16 protein-coding genes and 1 pseudogene are annotated in these 16,547 nt (G+C 65.6%); 7 read left to right on the forward strand and 10 right to left on the reverse strand.

The window, feature by feature from the left end; all coding sequences use genetic code 11:
• Positions 1–982: zinc-dependent alcohol dehydrogenase family protein (locus tag EN745_RS13400; protein WP_127421463.1), on the forward strand; the 982-nt coding region annotated here is incomplete at its 5' end.
• Positions 983–997: 15 nt separating this feature from the next.
• Here the strand turns inward: EN745_RS13400 and EN745_RS13405 are convergent.
• A complete protein-coding gene (locus EN745_RS13405; RefSeq protein ID WP_126054164.1) occupies positions 998–1,891 on the reverse strand; it encodes a DMT family transporter in 894 nt (297 codons plus the stop codon).
• A gap of 106 nt (positions 1,892–1,997) precedes the next feature.
• On the opposite strand from EN745_RS13405, the gene EN745_RS13410 reads away from it, so the two are divergent.
• The gene (locus EN745_RS13410) at positions 1,998–3,416 is read left to right on the forward strand and encodes a PLP-dependent aminotransferase family protein (RefSeq protein WP_127421464.1); all 1,419 of its coding nucleotides are present in this window, start codon (positions 1,998–2,000) and stop codon (positions 3,414–3,416) included.
• A gap of 5 nt (positions 3,417–3,421) precedes the next feature.
• On the opposite strand, the gene EN745_RS13415 is transcribed toward EN745_RS13410, so the two are convergent.
• Positions 3,422–4,312 (reverse strand): LysR family transcriptional regulator, encoded by an 891-nt coding sequence (locus EN745_RS13415; RefSeq protein WP_126054162.1) that lies wholly within the window; start codon positions 4,310–4,312, stop codon positions 3,422–3,424.
• A 170-nt stretch (positions 4,313–4,482) separates the two neighbouring features.
• On the opposite strand from EN745_RS13415, the gene EN745_RS13420 reads away from it, so the two are divergent.
• Positions 4,483–5,910, forward strand: coding sequence for an MFS transporter (locus EN745_RS13420; RefSeq protein ID WP_245487712.1), 1,428 nt, complete (start codon positions 4,483–4,485; stop codon positions 5,908–5,910).
• Here the strand turns inward: EN745_RS13420 and EN745_RS13425 are convergent.
• The 3 genes from EN745_RS13425 to EN745_RS13435 form a co-directional block, all read right to left on the reverse strand.
• The gene (locus EN745_RS13425; protein ID WP_126054160.1) at positions 5,907–6,398 is read right to left on the reverse strand and encodes a MaoC family dehydratase; all 492 of its coding nucleotides are present in this window, start codon (positions 6,396–6,398) and stop codon (positions 5,907–5,909) included. The genes EN745_RS13420 and EN745_RS13425 overlap by 4 nt on opposite strands.
• A 225-nt stretch (positions 6,399–6,623) precedes the next feature.
• On the reverse strand, positions 6,624–7,052 hold the full coding sequence (locus EN745_RS13430) for a phasin family protein (protein ID WP_127421466.1): 429 nt from the start codon (positions 7,050–7,052) through the stop codon (positions 6,624–6,626).
• Positions 7,053–7,119: 67 nt separating this feature from the next.
• On the reverse strand, positions 7,120–8,415 hold the full coding sequence (locus EN745_RS13435) for a DUF445 domain-containing protein (RefSeq protein WP_127421467.1): 1,296 nt from the start codon (positions 8,413–8,415) through the stop codon (positions 7,120–7,122).
• Between the two features lie 201 nt (positions 8,416–8,616).
• Here EN745_RS13435 and rirA point away from each other — a divergent pair, with 201 nt between their 5' ends.
• Entirely contained in the window at positions 8,617–9,078 is a 462-nt protein-coding gene (rirA, locus tag EN745_RS13440) for an iron-responsive transcriptional regulator RirA (protein WP_126054157.1), read from the forward strand.
• A gap of 13 nt (positions 9,079–9,091) precedes the next feature.
• Here the strand turns inward: rirA and EN745_RS13445 are convergent, their stop codons facing one another.
• From EN745_RS13445 to hemP, 5 genes are read right to left on the reverse strand one after another with little or no spacing between them, the layout of a single operon-like run.
• Positions 9,092–9,880: a heme ABC transporter ATP-binding protein gene (locus tag EN745_RS13445; protein ID WP_127421468.1), complete on the reverse strand. Its 789-nt coding sequence runs from the start codon at positions 9,878–9,880 to the stop codon at positions 9,092–9,094.
• 7 nt (positions 9,881–9,887) lie between these two features.
• Positions 9,888–10,988 (reverse strand): iron ABC transporter permease, encoded by a 1,101-nt coding sequence (locus tag EN745_RS13450; protein WP_127421469.1) that lies wholly within the window; start codon positions 10,986–10,988, stop codon positions 9,888–9,890.
• A gap of 2 nt (positions 10,989–10,990) precedes the next feature.
• Entirely contained in the window at positions 10,991–11,887 is an 897-nt protein-coding gene (locus tag EN745_RS13455) for a hemin ABC transporter substrate-binding protein (RefSeq protein ID WP_127421470.1), read from the reverse strand.
• Positions 11,888–11,899: 12 nt separating this feature from the next.
• A complete protein-coding gene (locus EN745_RS13460) occupies positions 11,900–12,961 on the reverse strand; it encodes a hemin-degrading factor (protein WP_127421471.1) in 1,062 nt (353 codons plus the stop codon).
• Positions 12,962–12,998: 37 nt separating this feature from the next.
• Positions 12,999–13,205 (reverse strand): hemin uptake protein HemP, encoded by a 207-nt coding sequence (hemP, locus tag EN745_RS13465; RefSeq protein ID WP_126054152.1) that lies wholly within the window; start codon positions 13,203–13,205, stop codon positions 12,999–13,001.
• 280 nt (positions 13,206–13,485) lie between these two features.
• Between hemP and EN745_RS13470 the strand changes: the two genes are divergently transcribed.
• The 3 genes and pseudogenes from EN745_RS13470 to EN745_RS13480 form a co-directional block, all read left to right on the forward strand.
• The gene (locus EN745_RS13470; protein ID WP_245487711.1) at positions 13,486–15,627 is read left to right on the forward strand and encodes a TonB-dependent hemoglobin/transferrin/lactoferrin family receptor; all 2,142 of its coding nucleotides are present in this window, start codon (positions 13,486–13,488) and stop codon (positions 15,625–15,627) included.
• Between the two features lie 5 nt (positions 15,628–15,632).
• The gene (locus tag EN745_RS13475; protein WP_127421473.1) at positions 15,633–16,061 is read left to right on the forward strand and encodes a hypothetical protein; all 429 of its coding nucleotides are present in this window, start codon (positions 15,633–15,635) and stop codon (positions 16,059–16,061) included.
• 139 nt (positions 16,062–16,200) lie between these two features.
• Positions 16,201–16,547: pseudogene (locus EN745_RS13480) on the forward strand (energy transducer TonB); the annotation flags it as partial.

Below are 16,547 nucleotides of genomic sequence, written 5' to 3' on the forward strand. Positions count from 1 at the left end.
CCCCAAGCCCGCCCCGGAAGGCGTCGTCATCAAGGTCGAGGCGACCGGGCTTTGCCGCAGCGACTGGCACGGCTGGATGGGCCATGATGACGGCATCACCCTGCCGCATGTGCCCGGCCACGAACTGGCCGGCATTGTCGTCGCCGCCGGCAAGCGCGTGACCCGCTGGAAAGCCGGCGACCGTGTCACCGTGCCGTTCGCCGTCGGCTGCGGCCGCTGCTTCGAATGCACGTCGGGCAATCACCAGGTCTGCGAGCACCAGACGCAGCCGGGCTTCACCGGCTGGGGTTCCTTCGCCGAATATGTCGCCATCGACCATGCCGACACCAACCTGGTGCGCCTGCCGGACGAGATGGACTTCGCCACCGCCGCCAGCCTCGGCTGCCGCTTCGTCACCTCCTTCCGCGCTATCGTCGACCAGGGCCGGGTGAAGCCGGGCGAATGGGTGGCCGTGCATGGCTGCGGCGGCGTCGGCCTGTCGGCGATCATGATCGCCAGTTCGATGGGCGCCAACGTCATCGCCATCGACCTCACCGACGAGAAGCTGGACTTCGCCAGGAAGATCGGCGCCGTGGCGACCATCAATGCCTCGAACACGCCCAACGTGGTCAAGGCGGTCAAGCAGATCACCAATGGCGGCGCGCACATGTCCATGGACGCGCTCGGTCACCCGACCACCTCGTTCAACTCGATCGCCAATCTGCGCCGGCGCGGCCGTCACGTTCAGGTCGGCCTGATGCTGGCCGACGACGCGCGCCCGCAGGTGCCGATGGACAAGGTGATCGCCTTCGAGCTCGAGATTCTCGGCAGCCACGGCATGCAGGCGTACCGCTATACGGCGATGATGGAGATGATCCGCACCGGCAAGCTGAAGCCGGAACTTCTGGTCGGCAAGAAGATCAGCCTCGAAGAAGCGCCCGCGGCCTTGATGGCGATGGGCGGCTTCGAGGGCATCGGCATCGGCGTGGTGACGAAGTTCTAGGTGCGGATGGCGCCGTCACGCCGAAGCCGCGCGTCTCGGCAACTCCTGCTTTGCGAATTTCTTGGCGCCGACGACGCACAGCACTACGCCGAGCGTGACGACCAACATCAGCGGGCTGACCTGCTCGTGCAGCAGCGTCGCCGCCAGCGCCAGGCCGAAGAAGGGCTGCAGCAGTTGCAACTGGCCGACGGCGGCGATGCCGCCTTGCGCAAGGCCGCGATACCAGAACACGAAACCAATCAGCATGCTGAACAGCGAGACATAGGCGAGACCGATCCAGGCGCTTGAGCCGACGTCGGCGAAGGATGGCGGCAGCGTCGCAAAGGTCAGCACCAGCGTGATCGGCAGCGACAGCACCAAAGCCCAGCAGATCACCTGCCAGCCGCCCAATCTGCGCGACAGCGCTGCACCCTCGGCATAGCCCAGTCCGCAGGCGATGATGGCAGCCAGCATCAGGCCGTCGCCGACCGGCGATGCGGTCACGCCTTGCGTCAGAGCAAAACCCGCCACCAGCGCGCTGCCGAGGCATGAGAACAGCCAGAATGCCGGTCTTGGACGGTCGCCGCCGCGCAGCACGCCGAAGATCGCCGTCGCCAGCGGCAGCAGGCCGACGAAGATGATGGAGTGGGCCGAGGTGACATGCTTGAGCGCCAGCGCCGTGAGCAGCGGAAAACCAACGACCACACCCAGTGCGACGATCGCCAGCGACAGCAGATCCTCGCGCTCCGGCCGCTTCTGCCGGAACAAGGCGAGCATCGCCAGGCCAAGCAGGCCGGCAATCGCCGCTCGGGCCGAGGTCAGGAATGTCGGATCGAGATCCGCAACCGCCACGCGCGTCGCCGGCAGCGAGCCACTGAAAATCAACACGCCGATGAATCCGTTCACCCAGCCACTCGCGGTCTTGTCCATTGCAGGCCTCATCTCTTTCGCCCTCTATCGGGCAGAGCCCTATGGTGCGGCCAGAGACAATGCGGTACAGTTTTGCAAAACTGTAATGGCCGATTGGGCAATACAGATGACCGAACTCGCTCTGGAACCCGACGCTGCGCGCACTTTTGCCGCAACCACGCTTGTCGAAACTGTCATGGCGACCATCCGTCAGCGGATCGCTGCCCGCAGCCTGACGCCTGGGGCGCGGCTGCCGTCGATCCGCGCCTTCGCCAAATCCATGCGAGTTTCGAAATCCACCGTCGTCGAGGCCTATGAGAGGCTCGCCGCCGAAGGCACGATCCGCTCGCGCCCGGGGTCGGGCTTCTACGCCGCCGGCCAGCTGGCGCCCTTGTCGCTGGCCGAGATCGGCCCCCGGCTTGACCGCGAGGTCGATCCGCTCTGGGTCTCGCGCCAGTCGCTGGAAGCCGGCGACGAGGTGCTAAAACCCGGCTGCGGCTGGCTGCCAGCCGCATGGATGCCGCAGGCCGCCTTGCGGCGGGCGCTGCGCACGGCGGCTCGCGCCGACGATGTCGCGCTTGCCGATTACGGTACGCCGCTCGGCCTGGCGCCGTTGCGGCACTTGCTGGTGCGGCGCATGGCCGGGCATGGCATCGAAGCCTCGCCCGAACAGATCATGCTGACGGAATCGGGCACCCAGGCCATCGATCTCCTGTGCCGCTTTCTGATCGAACCCGGCGACACCGTGCTGGTCGACGACCCCTGTTATTTCAACTTCCACGCCTTGCTGCGCGCCCATCGCGCCAAGGTCGTCAGCGTTCCCTACACACCGTCGGGCCCGGACATCGACCTGTTCGCCGAGGTGCTGGCCGAGCACCGGCCGCGCCTCTACATCACCAATTCCGGCATCCACAATCCGACAGGCGCGATCCTGTCGCCGGTCACCGCCCACCGGCTGCTCAAGCTCGCCGACCAGGCCGACCTCACCATCGTCGAGGACGATATCTTCGCCGATTTCGAGCATAGCCCGGCCCCGCGCCTGGCGGCGTTCGATGGCCTCAACCGCGTCGTCCAGATCGGCAGCTTCTCCAAGACGCTGTCGGCCTCGGTGCGCTGCGGCTTCATCGCCGCGCCCCGCGACTGGATCGAGCAGCTCACCGATCTCAAGATCGCCACGACCTTCGGCGGCGGCAGGCTGGCGGCCGAACTGGTGCTGACCCTGCTGAAGGACGGCAGCTACCGCAAGCATGTCGAGGCGTTGCGCATCCGGCTTGCGCGCGCCATGGCCGAAACGAGTGCCCGCCTGAAGTCGATCGGCATCACGCCGTGGATCGACCAGCCGGCCGGCCTGTTCCTGTGGTGCAGCCTGCCGGAGGGCGTGGATGCAGCCGAAGTCGCCCGCCGCGCGCTGACCGACAATGTCGTGCTGGCGCCCGGCAATGCGTTCAGCCTGTCCGGAACGGCCAGCCGCTTCCTGCGCTTCAACGTCGCCCAGTCGGGTGACGAACACATCTTCACGGCGCTCGCAGCGGCGATGTCCGGGTAGTCCGGTCAGCGCGCCGCGCAAATCTCCCGCACGCAATCGCGCAGCCAGCGTTGCGCCGGATCGGCGTCGAGGCGCGGGTGCCAGAGCATCGAGATGGTCACCTCCGCCGTCGCGACCGGCAAGGCAAAGCTGAACATGCCGGCGCGCGCCCCTTCGGTGTGCCGCTCAGGGACGCTGGCGATCAGGTCGGACGCGCGCGCCAGGGCGAGTGCCGCCGAAAAGCCCGACACCATGGATACCACGGTCCGCCGCAGCCCAAGCTGTTCCAGCGCCTCGTCGATCGGTCCCCTCTCGCGGCCGCGCCTCGAAACGCTGATGTGGCGGCCGGCCGCGAAGCGCTCCGGCGTGACGGCGCCCTGGCTCAGCGGATGGCCGGCCCGCGCCGCGCCGATGAAGCGGTCGCGAAAGAGCGTCTGGATGCGGATCTCGGGTCCGGTCTCGCCGGCGACGCCGATCTCCAGATCGATGGTCGCGTCGCGCAGCGAAGCGACGTCCTTGTCGGACTTCGGCGCGAAACGCAGCCGCACATTGGGAGCTTGCGCGCCGACGCTGGCGACAAGCCGCGGCCCGAACTCCTCGACGAAGCTCTCATTGGTGCGCAGCGTGAAAGTCCGATCCAGGCCTTGCAGGTCTAGCAGCCTGGCGGGGCGCAGTAGAGCTTCGCCCTCCTCGACCACGCGGCCCACCTGCAGCCGCAATTCCTGCGCGCGCGGCGTCGGCACAAGGCCCCGGCCGGCGCGGACCAGCAGCGGATCGCCGGTCGCCTCGCGCAGGCGCGCCAGCGTGCGGCTCATCGCCGACGGGCTGAGGCGCAGCCTTTGCGCGGCGCGCGCCACGCTGCCTTCGTTCAGCAGGACATCCAGCGCGACAAGCAGGTTGAGGTCGGGCGACGGCATGCCCGGACCATAGCATGGATATATGGCGTCGCATGCATGAATAAGATGCAAATACTGCGTCTTCCGCCATGCCAGCCACAAGCGTACGACCGGCCGACAGATCGGCCTTGGCGGTGCCACCGGCAATGCCAGGGCAAAGGAGCAAAATCTTGGCGGACATTGCGGAAAAAATTGGAACCGAGAGCAGCTGGAATGGCCGCGCTGCGCCCACGCGGGTCGGATGGGCGCTGGCCAGCCTGTCGCTTGCCACGCTGTTGCCCTCGCTCGGCACCAGCATCGCCAGCGTCGGCCTGCCGGCCCTGATGCAGGCGTTCGGCGCCTCGTTCCAGTCCGTGCAATGGGTGGTGCTGGCCTACCTGCTTGCCATCACCACCATGATCGTCAGCGCCGGGCGGCTGGCCGACATTGTCGGCCGCCGGCCGCTGCTGCTCGGCGGCATCGCCCTGTTCACGATCGCCTCGGCGCTCTGCGCGCTGGCGCCGACGCTTGGGCTGTTGATCGCGGCGCGGGCCGCGCAAGGCCTTGGCGCGGCGGTGATGATGGCGCTGACGCTGGCCTTCGTCGCCGGCACCGTCCCCAAGGACAGGATCGGCAGCGCCATGGGCCTGCTCGGCGCCATGTCGTCGATCGGCACCATGCTTGGCCCGTCGCTCGGCGGGTTACTGATCGCCGGCGCCGGCTGGCGGGCGATCTTCCTGGTCAATGTGCCGCTCGGCATGCTGGCTTCCGCGCTTGCCTGGCGCGCGCTGCCCAACGAAGGCAGGTCCGGGCCAGGACGAAGCACCTTCGATACTCCTGGGACGGTTCTGCTCGCCTTGACGCTGGCCGCCTATGCGCTGGCCATGACACTGGGCAAGGGCAGCTTTGGTCTGCTCAATCTCGGCCTGCTTGCCGTTGCCGCCCTTGGCGTCGCCTTGTTCATCGTGACGGAATTGAAGGTCCAAACGCCGCTCGTCCGCCTGGCTGCATTCGGCGACCGCATGCTGACCGCAAGCCTCGCCATGAGCGTCGTCGTCTCGACCGTGGTGATGGGCCAGTTGGTGGTCGCGCCGTTCTATCTCTCCAGAGCGCTGGGCCTCGACCCCGCCACCGTCGGCCTGGTTATGTCCACGGCACCGTTGGTCGCGACGCTGGCTGCGGTGCCGGCGGGGCGGCTGGTCGACCGCTTCGGTGCCCAGCCGACGATGATCGCCGGCTTGGCCTCGCTCGTTCTCGGCACGTTTGCCCTCTCGTCGATCCGGATCGCGTTCGGCATTGCCGGCTACGTCGTGCCGATCCTGGCGCTGAGCAGCGGCTACGCCCTGTTCCAGACCGCGAACAATGCCGCGGTGATGGGCGGCGCGACCACCAACCAGCGCGGCGTCATCTCCGGCCTCGTCAACCTGTCGCGCAATCTCGGCCTGATCACCGGCGCATCGGCGATGGGTGCGATATTCGCCGCGGCATCCGCCGGAGCAGGCGCGACGGCTTCAGCCCCATCGGCAACCCTGCTAGGGATGCAGGTCACGTTCCGAGTCGCGATGGCGCTTGCGCTGGTTGCGCTCGGCCTTGCCCTGTTCAGCCGGCGGGCGGGCGCCAAGCGCAAGGATCTTGCCTAAGCCCGCTTGCGGCGCTCGTAGAGCATGACCAGCGTCTCGGCGGTCAGGGCCGGCTTCTGCTCGCCCTCGATCTCGACCGTATTGGCGGCCTTCATCAGATACTGGCCGGGGCCCTTGTCCTCCATCGACAGCAGGGTGGTGCGGAGCCGTATTCTCGATCCGACTCTAACCGGAGACAGGAAGCGGACCTTGTCGAAGCCGTAATTGAAGGCGGCCTGGGTGTTTTCGGGTACGATGCCCATGTCGAGTGCCAGCGCGCCGATGATCGACAGCGTCAGATAGCCATGCGCGATCGTGGTGCGGAACGGGCTCTGCCGCTTCGCCCTTTCAGGGTCAACATGGATCCACTGGTGGTCGCCGGTGCATTCGGCGAACTGGTCGATACGGTGCTGGTCGACCGTCGTCCATTCCGACACGCCGACTTCCAGCCCGGCCATCGTCCTCAGCTGCTCGAAGGTCGGCGGCGTCCTCGGCCGTGCTTCCGTCATTCCTGCTTTCCCGATCGTTTCGCCCGTCTCCCGACCACGAAGCGGAGCCCCCTGTCAATTCGCCGCCGGGCAATTCGGTTCCGGCAGGCCGCGTTTTGCCGCCGTGGGTGGCAGCTCATCCACAGTGTCGCCGGAAGGCAAGCGCGGCCTCCGCGCGCCCGGGACTTACCGCCCGAAATGCACGATCATATCTGGCAGGCAGCAAAGCGAAGCTGACTGGAAAAGTCACTTCTTCTCGTAGCCGGAGCGAATTTCGGCCATCGCGTCCTTGATGCGCTCGCGCAGGATCTCGATGGATTCCGTGCCGGATTTCCTGGCCATTTCAGCCACCTCGCCGGCATTCTTCAGCGCCGTCTCGAAGGATTTGCGGGCGAACTCCGCCTGCCTCGTCATCAATTCCTGCGGATTGCCGGGTGCCCGGTAATTTTGTGCCAGATCGGTGATCTCGCGCAGCGCCTCCTGCACCATCTCGCGTTGCCGCGTAAGCAACGAGGACGCTCCGGCCGCGCCTGCCCTGGCGGACTTTTCGAGCGCTTCGAGATTCTTGCGGTGGTGGCTGATTATGGCTTCGACATCGACATTCGGCATCTTCAGGTCGCGGCCGAATCTGCTGAACATGTCCAGGAACGAGTCGGAGTCCGGTTGTTTCGCCATGGCTTCTGCTCCCCAATCTGCCGCGAAGGCCTTCCCTGACAGAAGAATAGAGCACGCCACGCTTGCGTCAATTGACGAGGAACAACCGCTCGGCCGTGTAAAGCACGATGCCGGCAAGGCCGCCGATGACCATGCCGTTGAAGCGGATATATTGCAGGTCCTTGCCGATGTTCATCTCGATCAGCCGGGTGAGTTGGCCAAGATCCCAGCGTTTGACCTGGTCGGCGATGAATTTCGACACGCCGCTCTTCTGGCTCTCGACGAAGGACGACAGCGCCACCACGAACCCCTGGTTCATGTCGGCCCTGATCCGCGCGTCGCTGGCCAGATGGCGGCCGACCTCGACGAACATGTTGGCGAGGTGGGCGCGGATCAGGGAATTCTCGGCCTGAGCGTCCTGCTCGATGAACTGCCGCAGGCTTTCCCACATGCCGCCGGCCAGCGCCTTCATTTCCGGCCGCGCCAGGAAATCGCGCTTCAGTTGCTCGGTCCGCCTGGCATATTGCTTCGACGTCCTCAGCCGCTCGATGAAAGTCTTCGCAAACCGGTCGAACTCGGCCCGCATCGGGTGGTCGGGATCGGTCCTCACCTCCTCGAGCAGCGTGCCGGCTGAGGCTACGATCTTCTTGAGCAGATAGGCATCGGCGCGAAACAGGTTGAACAGCGACGGCAATTCCTCGCGGATCTTCTCGCGCATGGCGGAGAGCGCCTCCTCGTCGTTGAGGAAGCGGCCGATCACCCTGGTGAATTCGTCGAACAGTTTCTGGTGACGGCGATCGTCGGTGAGCGTCGACAGGAGCTCGGCGGCAAGCGGCGCCAGCGGCACCTTCTCGACCTCATCCAGCATGCGGCTGGTGACAAAGCCGCGCAGGCCGGACTGTTCGACAGCGGCAAGCGTCTGCGGCACCAGGCGGGCGACAAAGCGCGACAGGCCGGCGGCGCGCTCGGCATCGGCCAGCCAGTCGGCGACCAAAGCGGAAAAGTCGACCTCGGCCAGCTTCTCGCGCACCGGCTCCGGCGCCAGGAAATTGACCTCGATGAAGCGACCAAGATTGTCGGCGATGCGCTCCTTGTTCTCCGGGATGATGGCCGTGTGCGGGATCGGCAGGCCCAGCGGCCGCCTGAACAGCGCCACCACCGCATACCAGTCGGCGAGGCCGCCGATGGTTGCCGCCTCGGCGAAGGCAGCGACGAAGCCGAGCCACGGATAAGCGCCCTCGAGCGACTTGGCGAGCCCGAAGACCAGAACGCAAAGCGCCAGCGCCGTGGCGGCCACCAGCTTGGTGCGCCGCAGCGCCGCAAGCTTGGCATCGGCGTCGGTGTCGAATCGGACATGGTTCATGGCCGGGGCCGCTTGTGACATGCTGAGCCGCTCCTGATCGATGTTGCGATCTTATCTAGGGTCGTCGCCGGCCAAATGCCCGCCATACCCTGTCCGGCTCACAATTTGCGCCACCATGCACATAAAGTTGACGCGTTTATTCATCTATCGTGCGCCGCCAGTCTGGAATTGTTCCAAGGTATAGGCCATATTGGGTCCAAGCTACTGGTTCATGAGGACGAAATGCGGCTGACGCGCCAGACCAACTACGCCATGCGCATCCTGATGTATTGCGCCGCCAACACCGAACGGTTGAGCCGCATCCCCGAGATTGCCGCGGCCTATTCGGTGTCGGAGCTGTTCCTGTTCAAGATTCTGCAGCCGCTGGTCGAGCACGGTCTGGTCGAGACGGTTCGTGGCAGGAATGGCGGCGTCAGGCTTGGCCGTCCGGCCGAGCAGATCAGCCTGTTCGACGTCGTGCGGGTGACCGAAGAGAGCTTCGCCATGGCCGAATGCTTCGAGAACGACGCGGCCGAATGCCCGCTGGTCGACAGCTGCGTGCTGAACTCGGCGCTGCGCGAGGCACTCAACGCCTTCTTTGCCGTGCTGTCGCGCTACACCATCGCCGATCTGGTGGCGGCGCGCCCGAACGTGCGCCATCTGCTTGGCATCGACATGCTGGAGCAGCGCGCCCCCGCCGCCTGATTGCTATCCGCGGCTAGGCCGCTGACTGCGGCAGCACGAACGGCATATTGGCCGCGGGCAACGCGCCAACCTTCAGGCGGCAATCGAACACCGTCTCGATCAGCTCGTCGGTCAGCACATCTCCCGGCGCGCCCGCCGCGGCGAGCCGGCCGCGATGCATGACGTGGGTGCGGTCGGAATACATGGCGGTCAGGTTGAGATCGTGCAGGATGGCCACCACGCCGCCGCCGCGCCTGGCGAAGTCGCGGGCAATGTCCATGATGATCAGTTGGTGCTTGACGTCGAGGCTGGACACCGGCTCGTCGAGGAACAGGTAACGTGGCTTGCCGTCGAGCACCGGCGCCCAGACCTGGCAGAGCACGCGGGCAAGCTGCACGCGCTGCTGCTCGCCACCTGAAAGCTCCTGGTAGAAGCGTCCGGCAAAGCCGTCGAGATCGACGCGGGCCAGCGCCCGTTCGGGCAGTCGCGCGTCCTCGCCGGGCAGCACGCCGGAGCGTCCGCCGACAAGGCCGAGCCTGACGATCTCGCGCACCGTGAACGGAAACGACAATGTCGTCGCCTGCGGCAGCACGGCGCGATAGGTCGCCGCCTGCACCGGCTTCATCGCCGTGAGGTCGCGCCCGTTGAGCGCAATGCCGCCCGTATAGGCAAGCTCCCCCGACAGCGCCTTGAGGAAGGTCGTCTTGCCGGACCCGTTGGGCCCGACGATGGCCGTGATCTCGCCCGGCGGCGCCACGAAGTCGACATGGGCGACGATGCTCCTGCCGCCGATCGCCACCGAGACATCGCGCGCTTCGATCATGCCAACCTCACAGGTCGATCACGCCGCGCTTGCGCAGCAGGATCCACAGGAAGAACGGCGCGCCGGCGACCGCCGTGACGATGCCGATCGGCAGTTCGGCGGGCGCTACGATGGTGCGGGCAACCGCGTCGGCCAGCAGCAGCAGCGAGGCGCCGAGCAAGGCCGACGCCGGCAGAAGATAGCGGTTGTCCGGCCCGATCAGCAGCCGCAGCAGATGCGGCACGACGATGCCGACAAAGCCGATGCCGCCGCTCGCCGCCACCGATGCGCCGACCGCCGCCGAGACGCCGATGATGGCCGTGTATTTCAGCCGCTGCACCGGAATGCCCAAATGGCCGGCGGTGGCTTCGCCCAGCGCCAGCGCGTTGAGGCCGCGCGCCAGGAACGGCATTGACGACAGCGCCAGAACGATGACTGGCCTGACGGAGCCGATCTTTTGCCAGGTCGCCCCGGCGAGCGAGCCGAGTTGCCAGAAGGTCAGGTCGCGCAACTGCCGGTCGTCGGCCATGAAGACCAATATGCCGATCAGCGCCATGGCGAGCGCGGCCAGCGCAAGGCCGGCAAGTAGCATGGAGGCGACCGAGGTGCGGCCATGCCTGGTCGCAACGCGATAGAGCAGCAGCGTCACCGCCAGCCCGCCAGCGAACGCCGCGAGCGGCAAGGCCAGCGTGCCGAGCGCCAGGGTGAATGGCGCAAGCCAGGTCGAGCCGAGCACGATGACGGCGACGGCGCCAAGGCTGGACCCGGCCGAGACGCCGATCAGGCCGGGATCGGCGAGCGGATTGCGGAACAGCCCTTGCATTACCGCCCCTGACACGGCGAGTGCGGCGCCGATCAATACTCCGAGCAGGACGCGCGGCAAGCGGATGTCGTAGACGATCAGCCGGTCGCGGGCGCTCAATGCCGCGTCGCCGGGCACCGCACCGGTGAGCCAGTCACGAACGACGCCGACAGCCGAGGCGTCGGAGGCGCCCGATGTCAGCGACAGCAGCACCGAGACGACGAGCGCCAGGCAAAAAGGCAGTATGACGAGACGAGCGCGCGGCGAGCGGTCGCCATCGACCGTCGCCATCCTGCCCGCCGCGCCGGCGATCGATTGATCCGCCATGATCAGTCCGTGACCTGGCCGTCATAGAGCGAAACGGCAAGGTCACGGATGGCTTCTGCCGTGCGCGGTCCGAAGCCGAGCAGGTAGCCGCCATCCATGCGGATGACCTTGCGGGCAGCACCGGCCGGCGTCGAGGCGATGGACGGGTTCGAGAACAGCTCGTCGTCGGACACCGCCGGTCCGGCATTGTCCATCATCAGGATGACGTCCGGCCTGGCGGTGACGATCGCCTCGTCCGACATCTGCTTGTAGCCGGAGAAGCCTTCGACCGCATTGACGCCGCCGGCCAGATTGACGATGCCATCGGCGGCGGTTTCGCTGCCGGCGGCAAGAATCTTGCCGCCCTGCGTCGACAGCACGAACAGGATGCGCTTACGCTCCTTGTTCGATGCCGTCTGCTGCTCGGCGGCCTTCAGCCGGGCGTCGACCTCGGCGGCCAGCCTGTCCGCCTTGGCATCGACGCCGAGCGCCTTGCCGACGACGCGGATCTTCTCCAGGATCCCGTCATGGGTGTAGTGTTCGGGCACATCGATGAACGGAACGTTCGACTTCTTCAGCACCTCGACCGCTTCCTTCGGGCCGCTGCCGTGCAAGGCCAGTATTCCCGATGGATTGACCGACAGCACGCCTTCCGGCGACAGCTGGCGCATGTAGCCGACGTCGGGCAGCTTGAGTGCGGCTTCCGGATAGCGGCTGGTCGAGTCGCGCGCGACGAGATGGCCCTCTTCGCCGAGCGCGTAGACGATCTCGGTGATCGAGCCGCCGATGGCGACGATCTTCGACGTGTCGGCGAAGACGGTCGCGGCTTCCTCGGCTCGAACCGGCAGGACGGCAAGAAGAAGCGAAAGTCCGATTGCCTGAGCAAGCTTCGGTCGCGACAGACTGGGGAAGGAAACCATGGTTCATCCTCCTCAGGCAGCGGTCGGGCTTGGAATGCGCGGCAGGTTCTCGGCGAGGAAGCGCCAGTCGTCGCGCTCGCCTTCGCCTTCGTGGCGCTTGCCGAAGAACTGGATGATCATCTTGCCGTCGGCGCCATAGGCTTCGAGCGAGGTAACATGGCCGTCCTTGGTCGGCTTGCGCACGGCCCAGACCTCGTGGATGTGGTCGTTCCTGAGATGCAGGTGGAACGTCTCGTCGAGCACGTTGATCCACGGCCCCATCGGCTTGACCGCCTTGATCGGACCGGAATGGATCTGGATGCAGCCGCGGTTTCCGACGAAGCACATGATCGGCATCGCGCCTTCGGCGGCGTGATGGAACATGGCGGCTACGGCATCCTTGTCGAGCAGCCAGGCATAATCCTGGCCGACCATGCGCACCGCCTGGCGGCGGCTGAGCTTCAGCGTCTTCAGCATGCCGAAGAACTGATGCACGTCGGTGAGCCTGCTCCAACGGTCGCGCAGATCGTCGATGCTGGCCGCCTGCCCCTCGACGTCCGGCTCCTCCTCGCTCGCGCATGCCGACACGGAAACGATCGGCTCCTGGTTCGACGATTCCAGTTCCGCCACCAGCTTCTGGTAGGCGTAGAGGTTCGAGGCGGGCCTCAGATGCACCTTGTGCACCGCCTCGCCCGAAGCATCGAAGAACTGCAGGCTGCGGCGGATGTCGCCGCCGTCGCGCTTCTCGACGGCAAAGCCGTAGGCCCAGACTTTCGGGAAGATGCGCAGGTCGATGTTCTCGCCGAGCACCATGGCGTTGTGGTTGCCGGTGACGACCTTGTCGTAGACGCCGATCTTCTCGTGAACGGCGCTCTCGTTGCGGGTCAGCGCCATCACCTCGCCGACAGCTTCGAGGCCGGTCAGCAAATCGTTGACGCGCGGCTCGACCCGCACGACGCCCTGCCCGCTTTGGGCCGCGACGAGCTCAGCTTCCGAGATGCCGAGCTCGGCGGCAAGGTCGCGCTCGCGCGCTTTCGGATTGTCTTCCCGCGCCCGCCGGATTTCATGCGGTGTGGGTTTCACGCGCTGGTCCATGTGCTTCCCCTGCCTTCAGCCTGTCGTCGGTTGCTGCTTACTTGTTGAGGATCAGCTTGCCCTGGCGGGTGATCTTCAACCGATAGAGCGCGCCATGGTGCTCGATGCCGATCTCGTGCTCGCCTTGGAAAAGCGTGTTGCTGGAGAGCGTCCTCACCGCCAGCGGAACCCGGTCGAAACGGGTGGCAACGTCTTCGGAACGACGGACGCGATAGCGGAAATCGTTTGCGTTGTGCGTGTTCATCTGGGTCGGTCCTTTCCCTGTGCCGGCCACCTGGCCGGACGCCTGCATAAAATGCCGATTCATTTCTTGACTCGAATAATCATGTTTTATAACCAGTGCAATACCGGAGTAAATTAGTCAACATTTAACGCGCCGGATGTGATGAAAAATGCCAGCGAGCCTCGGGCCAGCCAGCAGCGAACCTAGAATCTGGAGTTGGGGCATGGGGTTGGCGAATTGGCAAAGGCTGGGTCTGGCGTATGAGAACGCGGGCTCGGCGCAACGGTCTATGGCAAGGGGAATGGCCGCGCTTCTGGCCGGCGCGGCGGCGATCGCGATCCTGACCCCGCCGGCAAGCGCGCAGCAGGCCGCCCAGGCTGCAAGCGACCAGCAGCAGGCCGATCCTGCAAAGAAGACGGAAGAGACGAAGCCGGCCGAGGCGACGCTGCTCGACAAGATCCTGGTGCTCAGCCGCACCGGCGAGACGGCGATCCAGTCGCTCGCCTCGGCCAGCCATGTCGACCGAGAGCAGCTCGATCGCCGCATGGCGACGACGTCGAACGAGATGCTGCTCGGCGTGCCCGGTGTCGCCGTGCAGGCCGACGCGCGGCGCGTCAGCTCCAGCATCAACATCCGCGGCCTGCAGGATTTCGGCCGCGTCGCGGTCATCGTCGACGGCGCCAGGCAGGATTTCCAGCGCTCCGACCATGGTACGCAGTCGACCTTCTACGTCGATCCAGAGCTTATCAAATCGGTCGACGTGATCCGCGGCCCTGTCGCCAACACCTATGGCTCCGGCGCCATCGGCGGCGTCGTCTTCTTCGAAACCAAGGATGCCGAGGATTTCCTCAAGCCGCAGGAGAGCTGGGCTAGCTCGCTCACCGGCCGCTATGAGAGCAACGGCAAGGGCTGGACCACCAGCGCCAGCGGCGCCTACCGCTTCAACGAAAACTGGGATGTGCTCGGCAACATCGTCTACCGCGATTATGACGACTACAAGAATGGCGGCGGCGACAACGTCGCAGGCACCGGCTTCGACGTGCTGAGCGGCCTTCTCAAGACCACGATCCGCCCGACCGAGAACAGCGAGTTGAAACTCGGCTGGGTCGGCTCCAGCGACGGCTGGACGGAGACCAGCAGCGGCGTGCCGGCCAACGATGTCGACCTGAAGTCGAACACATTTACAGCCCGCTACAACATCACCGACGACGCCAGGAGCTGGCTCGACCTCCACATCAACGCCTCCTACAACAGGACCAATCTCGATCTGACCAGCCTCATCGCGCAAAACCGCTTCGATCCGGAAACCGGTCTTCCCGTCGTATTGCCTGCGGGGTCGACCTCGACCTTCGATGTCGGCACCACCGGCATCGACATCTGGAACACCTCTCGCTTCGAGACCGCCGGCATCGCGCACGAGCTGACCTATGGCGGCGATTGGGTCGGCGACGATGTCGAGACGGGCGGCACCGCCGGCGGCGACAGCTTCTACACGCCCTCCGGCAAGCGCAACGTTTCGGGCGCATATGTTCAGGACAAGCTCACCTGGGAATGGCTCGAGGTCATCACCGGCCTGCGTTACGACAGCTACAGCCTGAAGGATTCGGATAACGAGACGTCCGGCGACAGGCTTTCGCCGCGCATCACCGTCGGCGTCTCGCCCTTCGAAAGCACCAGCCTGTCTGGCCTGCAGTTCTATGGCACCTACGCGGAAGGCTACCGCTCGCCCTCACTGACGGAGACCCTGATCAGCGGCAACCATCCGGCAGGCGTCACCTTCCCGTTCCTGCCCAACCCCAATCTCAAGCCAGAAACCGGCAAGACCGTCGAGTTCGGCGTCAACTACAAGCGGAACGACATTTTCGAAGGCGGCGACGCGCTGCGGCTCAAGGCCGCCTATTTCAACAACGATGTCGAAGACTACATCGACGGCGTCACGCTCTCGGCCTTCGACCCGACCAGCGGCTGCCCGTTCGGTCCCGGCATCCCGATTTGCTTCCAGTACCAGAACTTCGCCAAGGCCAAGATCGACGGCTTCGAACTGGAAAGCGTCTATGATGCCGGCTGGGGTTATGCCGGGCTTTCGGCCTCGATCATCAACGGCCACACCATTTCCTATGAAGGCGAGCGCGCCGACCTTGCCACCATCCCCTCCTCCCAGGTCACCGCGCAGCTCGGCCTTCGTTTCCTCCAGGACAAGCTGACCGTCGGCGGCGAGGTGCAATACAACGGCAAGCCCAAGGGCAACTCCGTGGCCAAGGACTATACGCTGGTCAACGCCTTCGCCAGCTACCAGGCGACCGACAATCTCAAACTCGACTTCCGCGCCGACAACCTGTTCGACGTCAAATACACCAACCCGCTGAACGGCAGCACGACTGCCGTCCTCTACGAACCCGGCATCACGTTGAAGCTGGCGGCGACCATGCGCTTTGGAGGCTGACGACAATGACAAGCTTGACGGGACTGCTTCGTCTGCTGACCTTGTCGCTTGCAGCGGCGCCGGCGTGGGCCCAGTCCTCGCCGGTTCCTCAACTCAACCTCGAACTCAATGCCGCGCAGCCCTCCGACAAGGGCTGCAGGCTGACCTTCGTGGTCAACAACGCGCTCGGCGCCGACCTGTCGAAAACGGCCTTCGAGATCGCCCTGTTCAACGAGGCCGGCGTCGTCGACCGCCTGACCGTACTCGACTTCAAGGACCTTCCCGTAAGCAAGACCAAGGTGACGCGTTTCGATCTTGCCGGCACCGACTGCGCCAACGTCAGCCGCGTGCTGATCAACAGCGCGACCGAATGCGCCGGCGCAAGCGTGGAGCCCGCCGCCTGCATGCGCGGACTGAAGACCTCGACCCGAACCACCATCGCCTTCGGGGTCTGAGACGGCATTGGGGCTGCTTCCCGCATTCAGGCAAGAGACCGTGGCCTGGCCGCTGCTCGGCCTCGGCGCGTTACCTCCGCGGGCAAATGATCTTGATTTGACTTTTGCATGCAGGCCGCTGCAATTTCCGGCCCGCGACATGCAGGAAATCATCCCCCTCTCCGACGCCGGCAGCGAGCTGGCGATAGCGCCGGCCAAGCCGCCTGAACTTGCGCAGGCGGCGGCCCGCAACGGCAAATGGCCCGCTGCCGTCATTGTCTCCTGCATTCTCCACGGCGCCGCGGCGGCGTTCTTTCTGATCTCGCCTTCCAGCACGTTCAAATCGCCGGATTCGGAGCAATCGGAAGGCAGCGACCAGTCCGGAGACAAGGTTGCCGGCAGCGCGCTTGACAGGGATCCGGTGGCGATAAATGTCACGCTGGAGCCAAAGCCGGCCAGGCCGGAGCCGGCAAAGCCGGTCAGACCAGCGCCACCAACGCAGCCTTC

The organism is Mesorhizobium sp. M4A.F.Ca.ET.022.05.2.1, from assembly GCF_003998845.1.
Classification (GTDB): domain Bacteria; phylum Pseudomonadota; class Alphaproteobacteria; order Rhizobiales; family Rhizobiaceae; genus Mesorhizobium.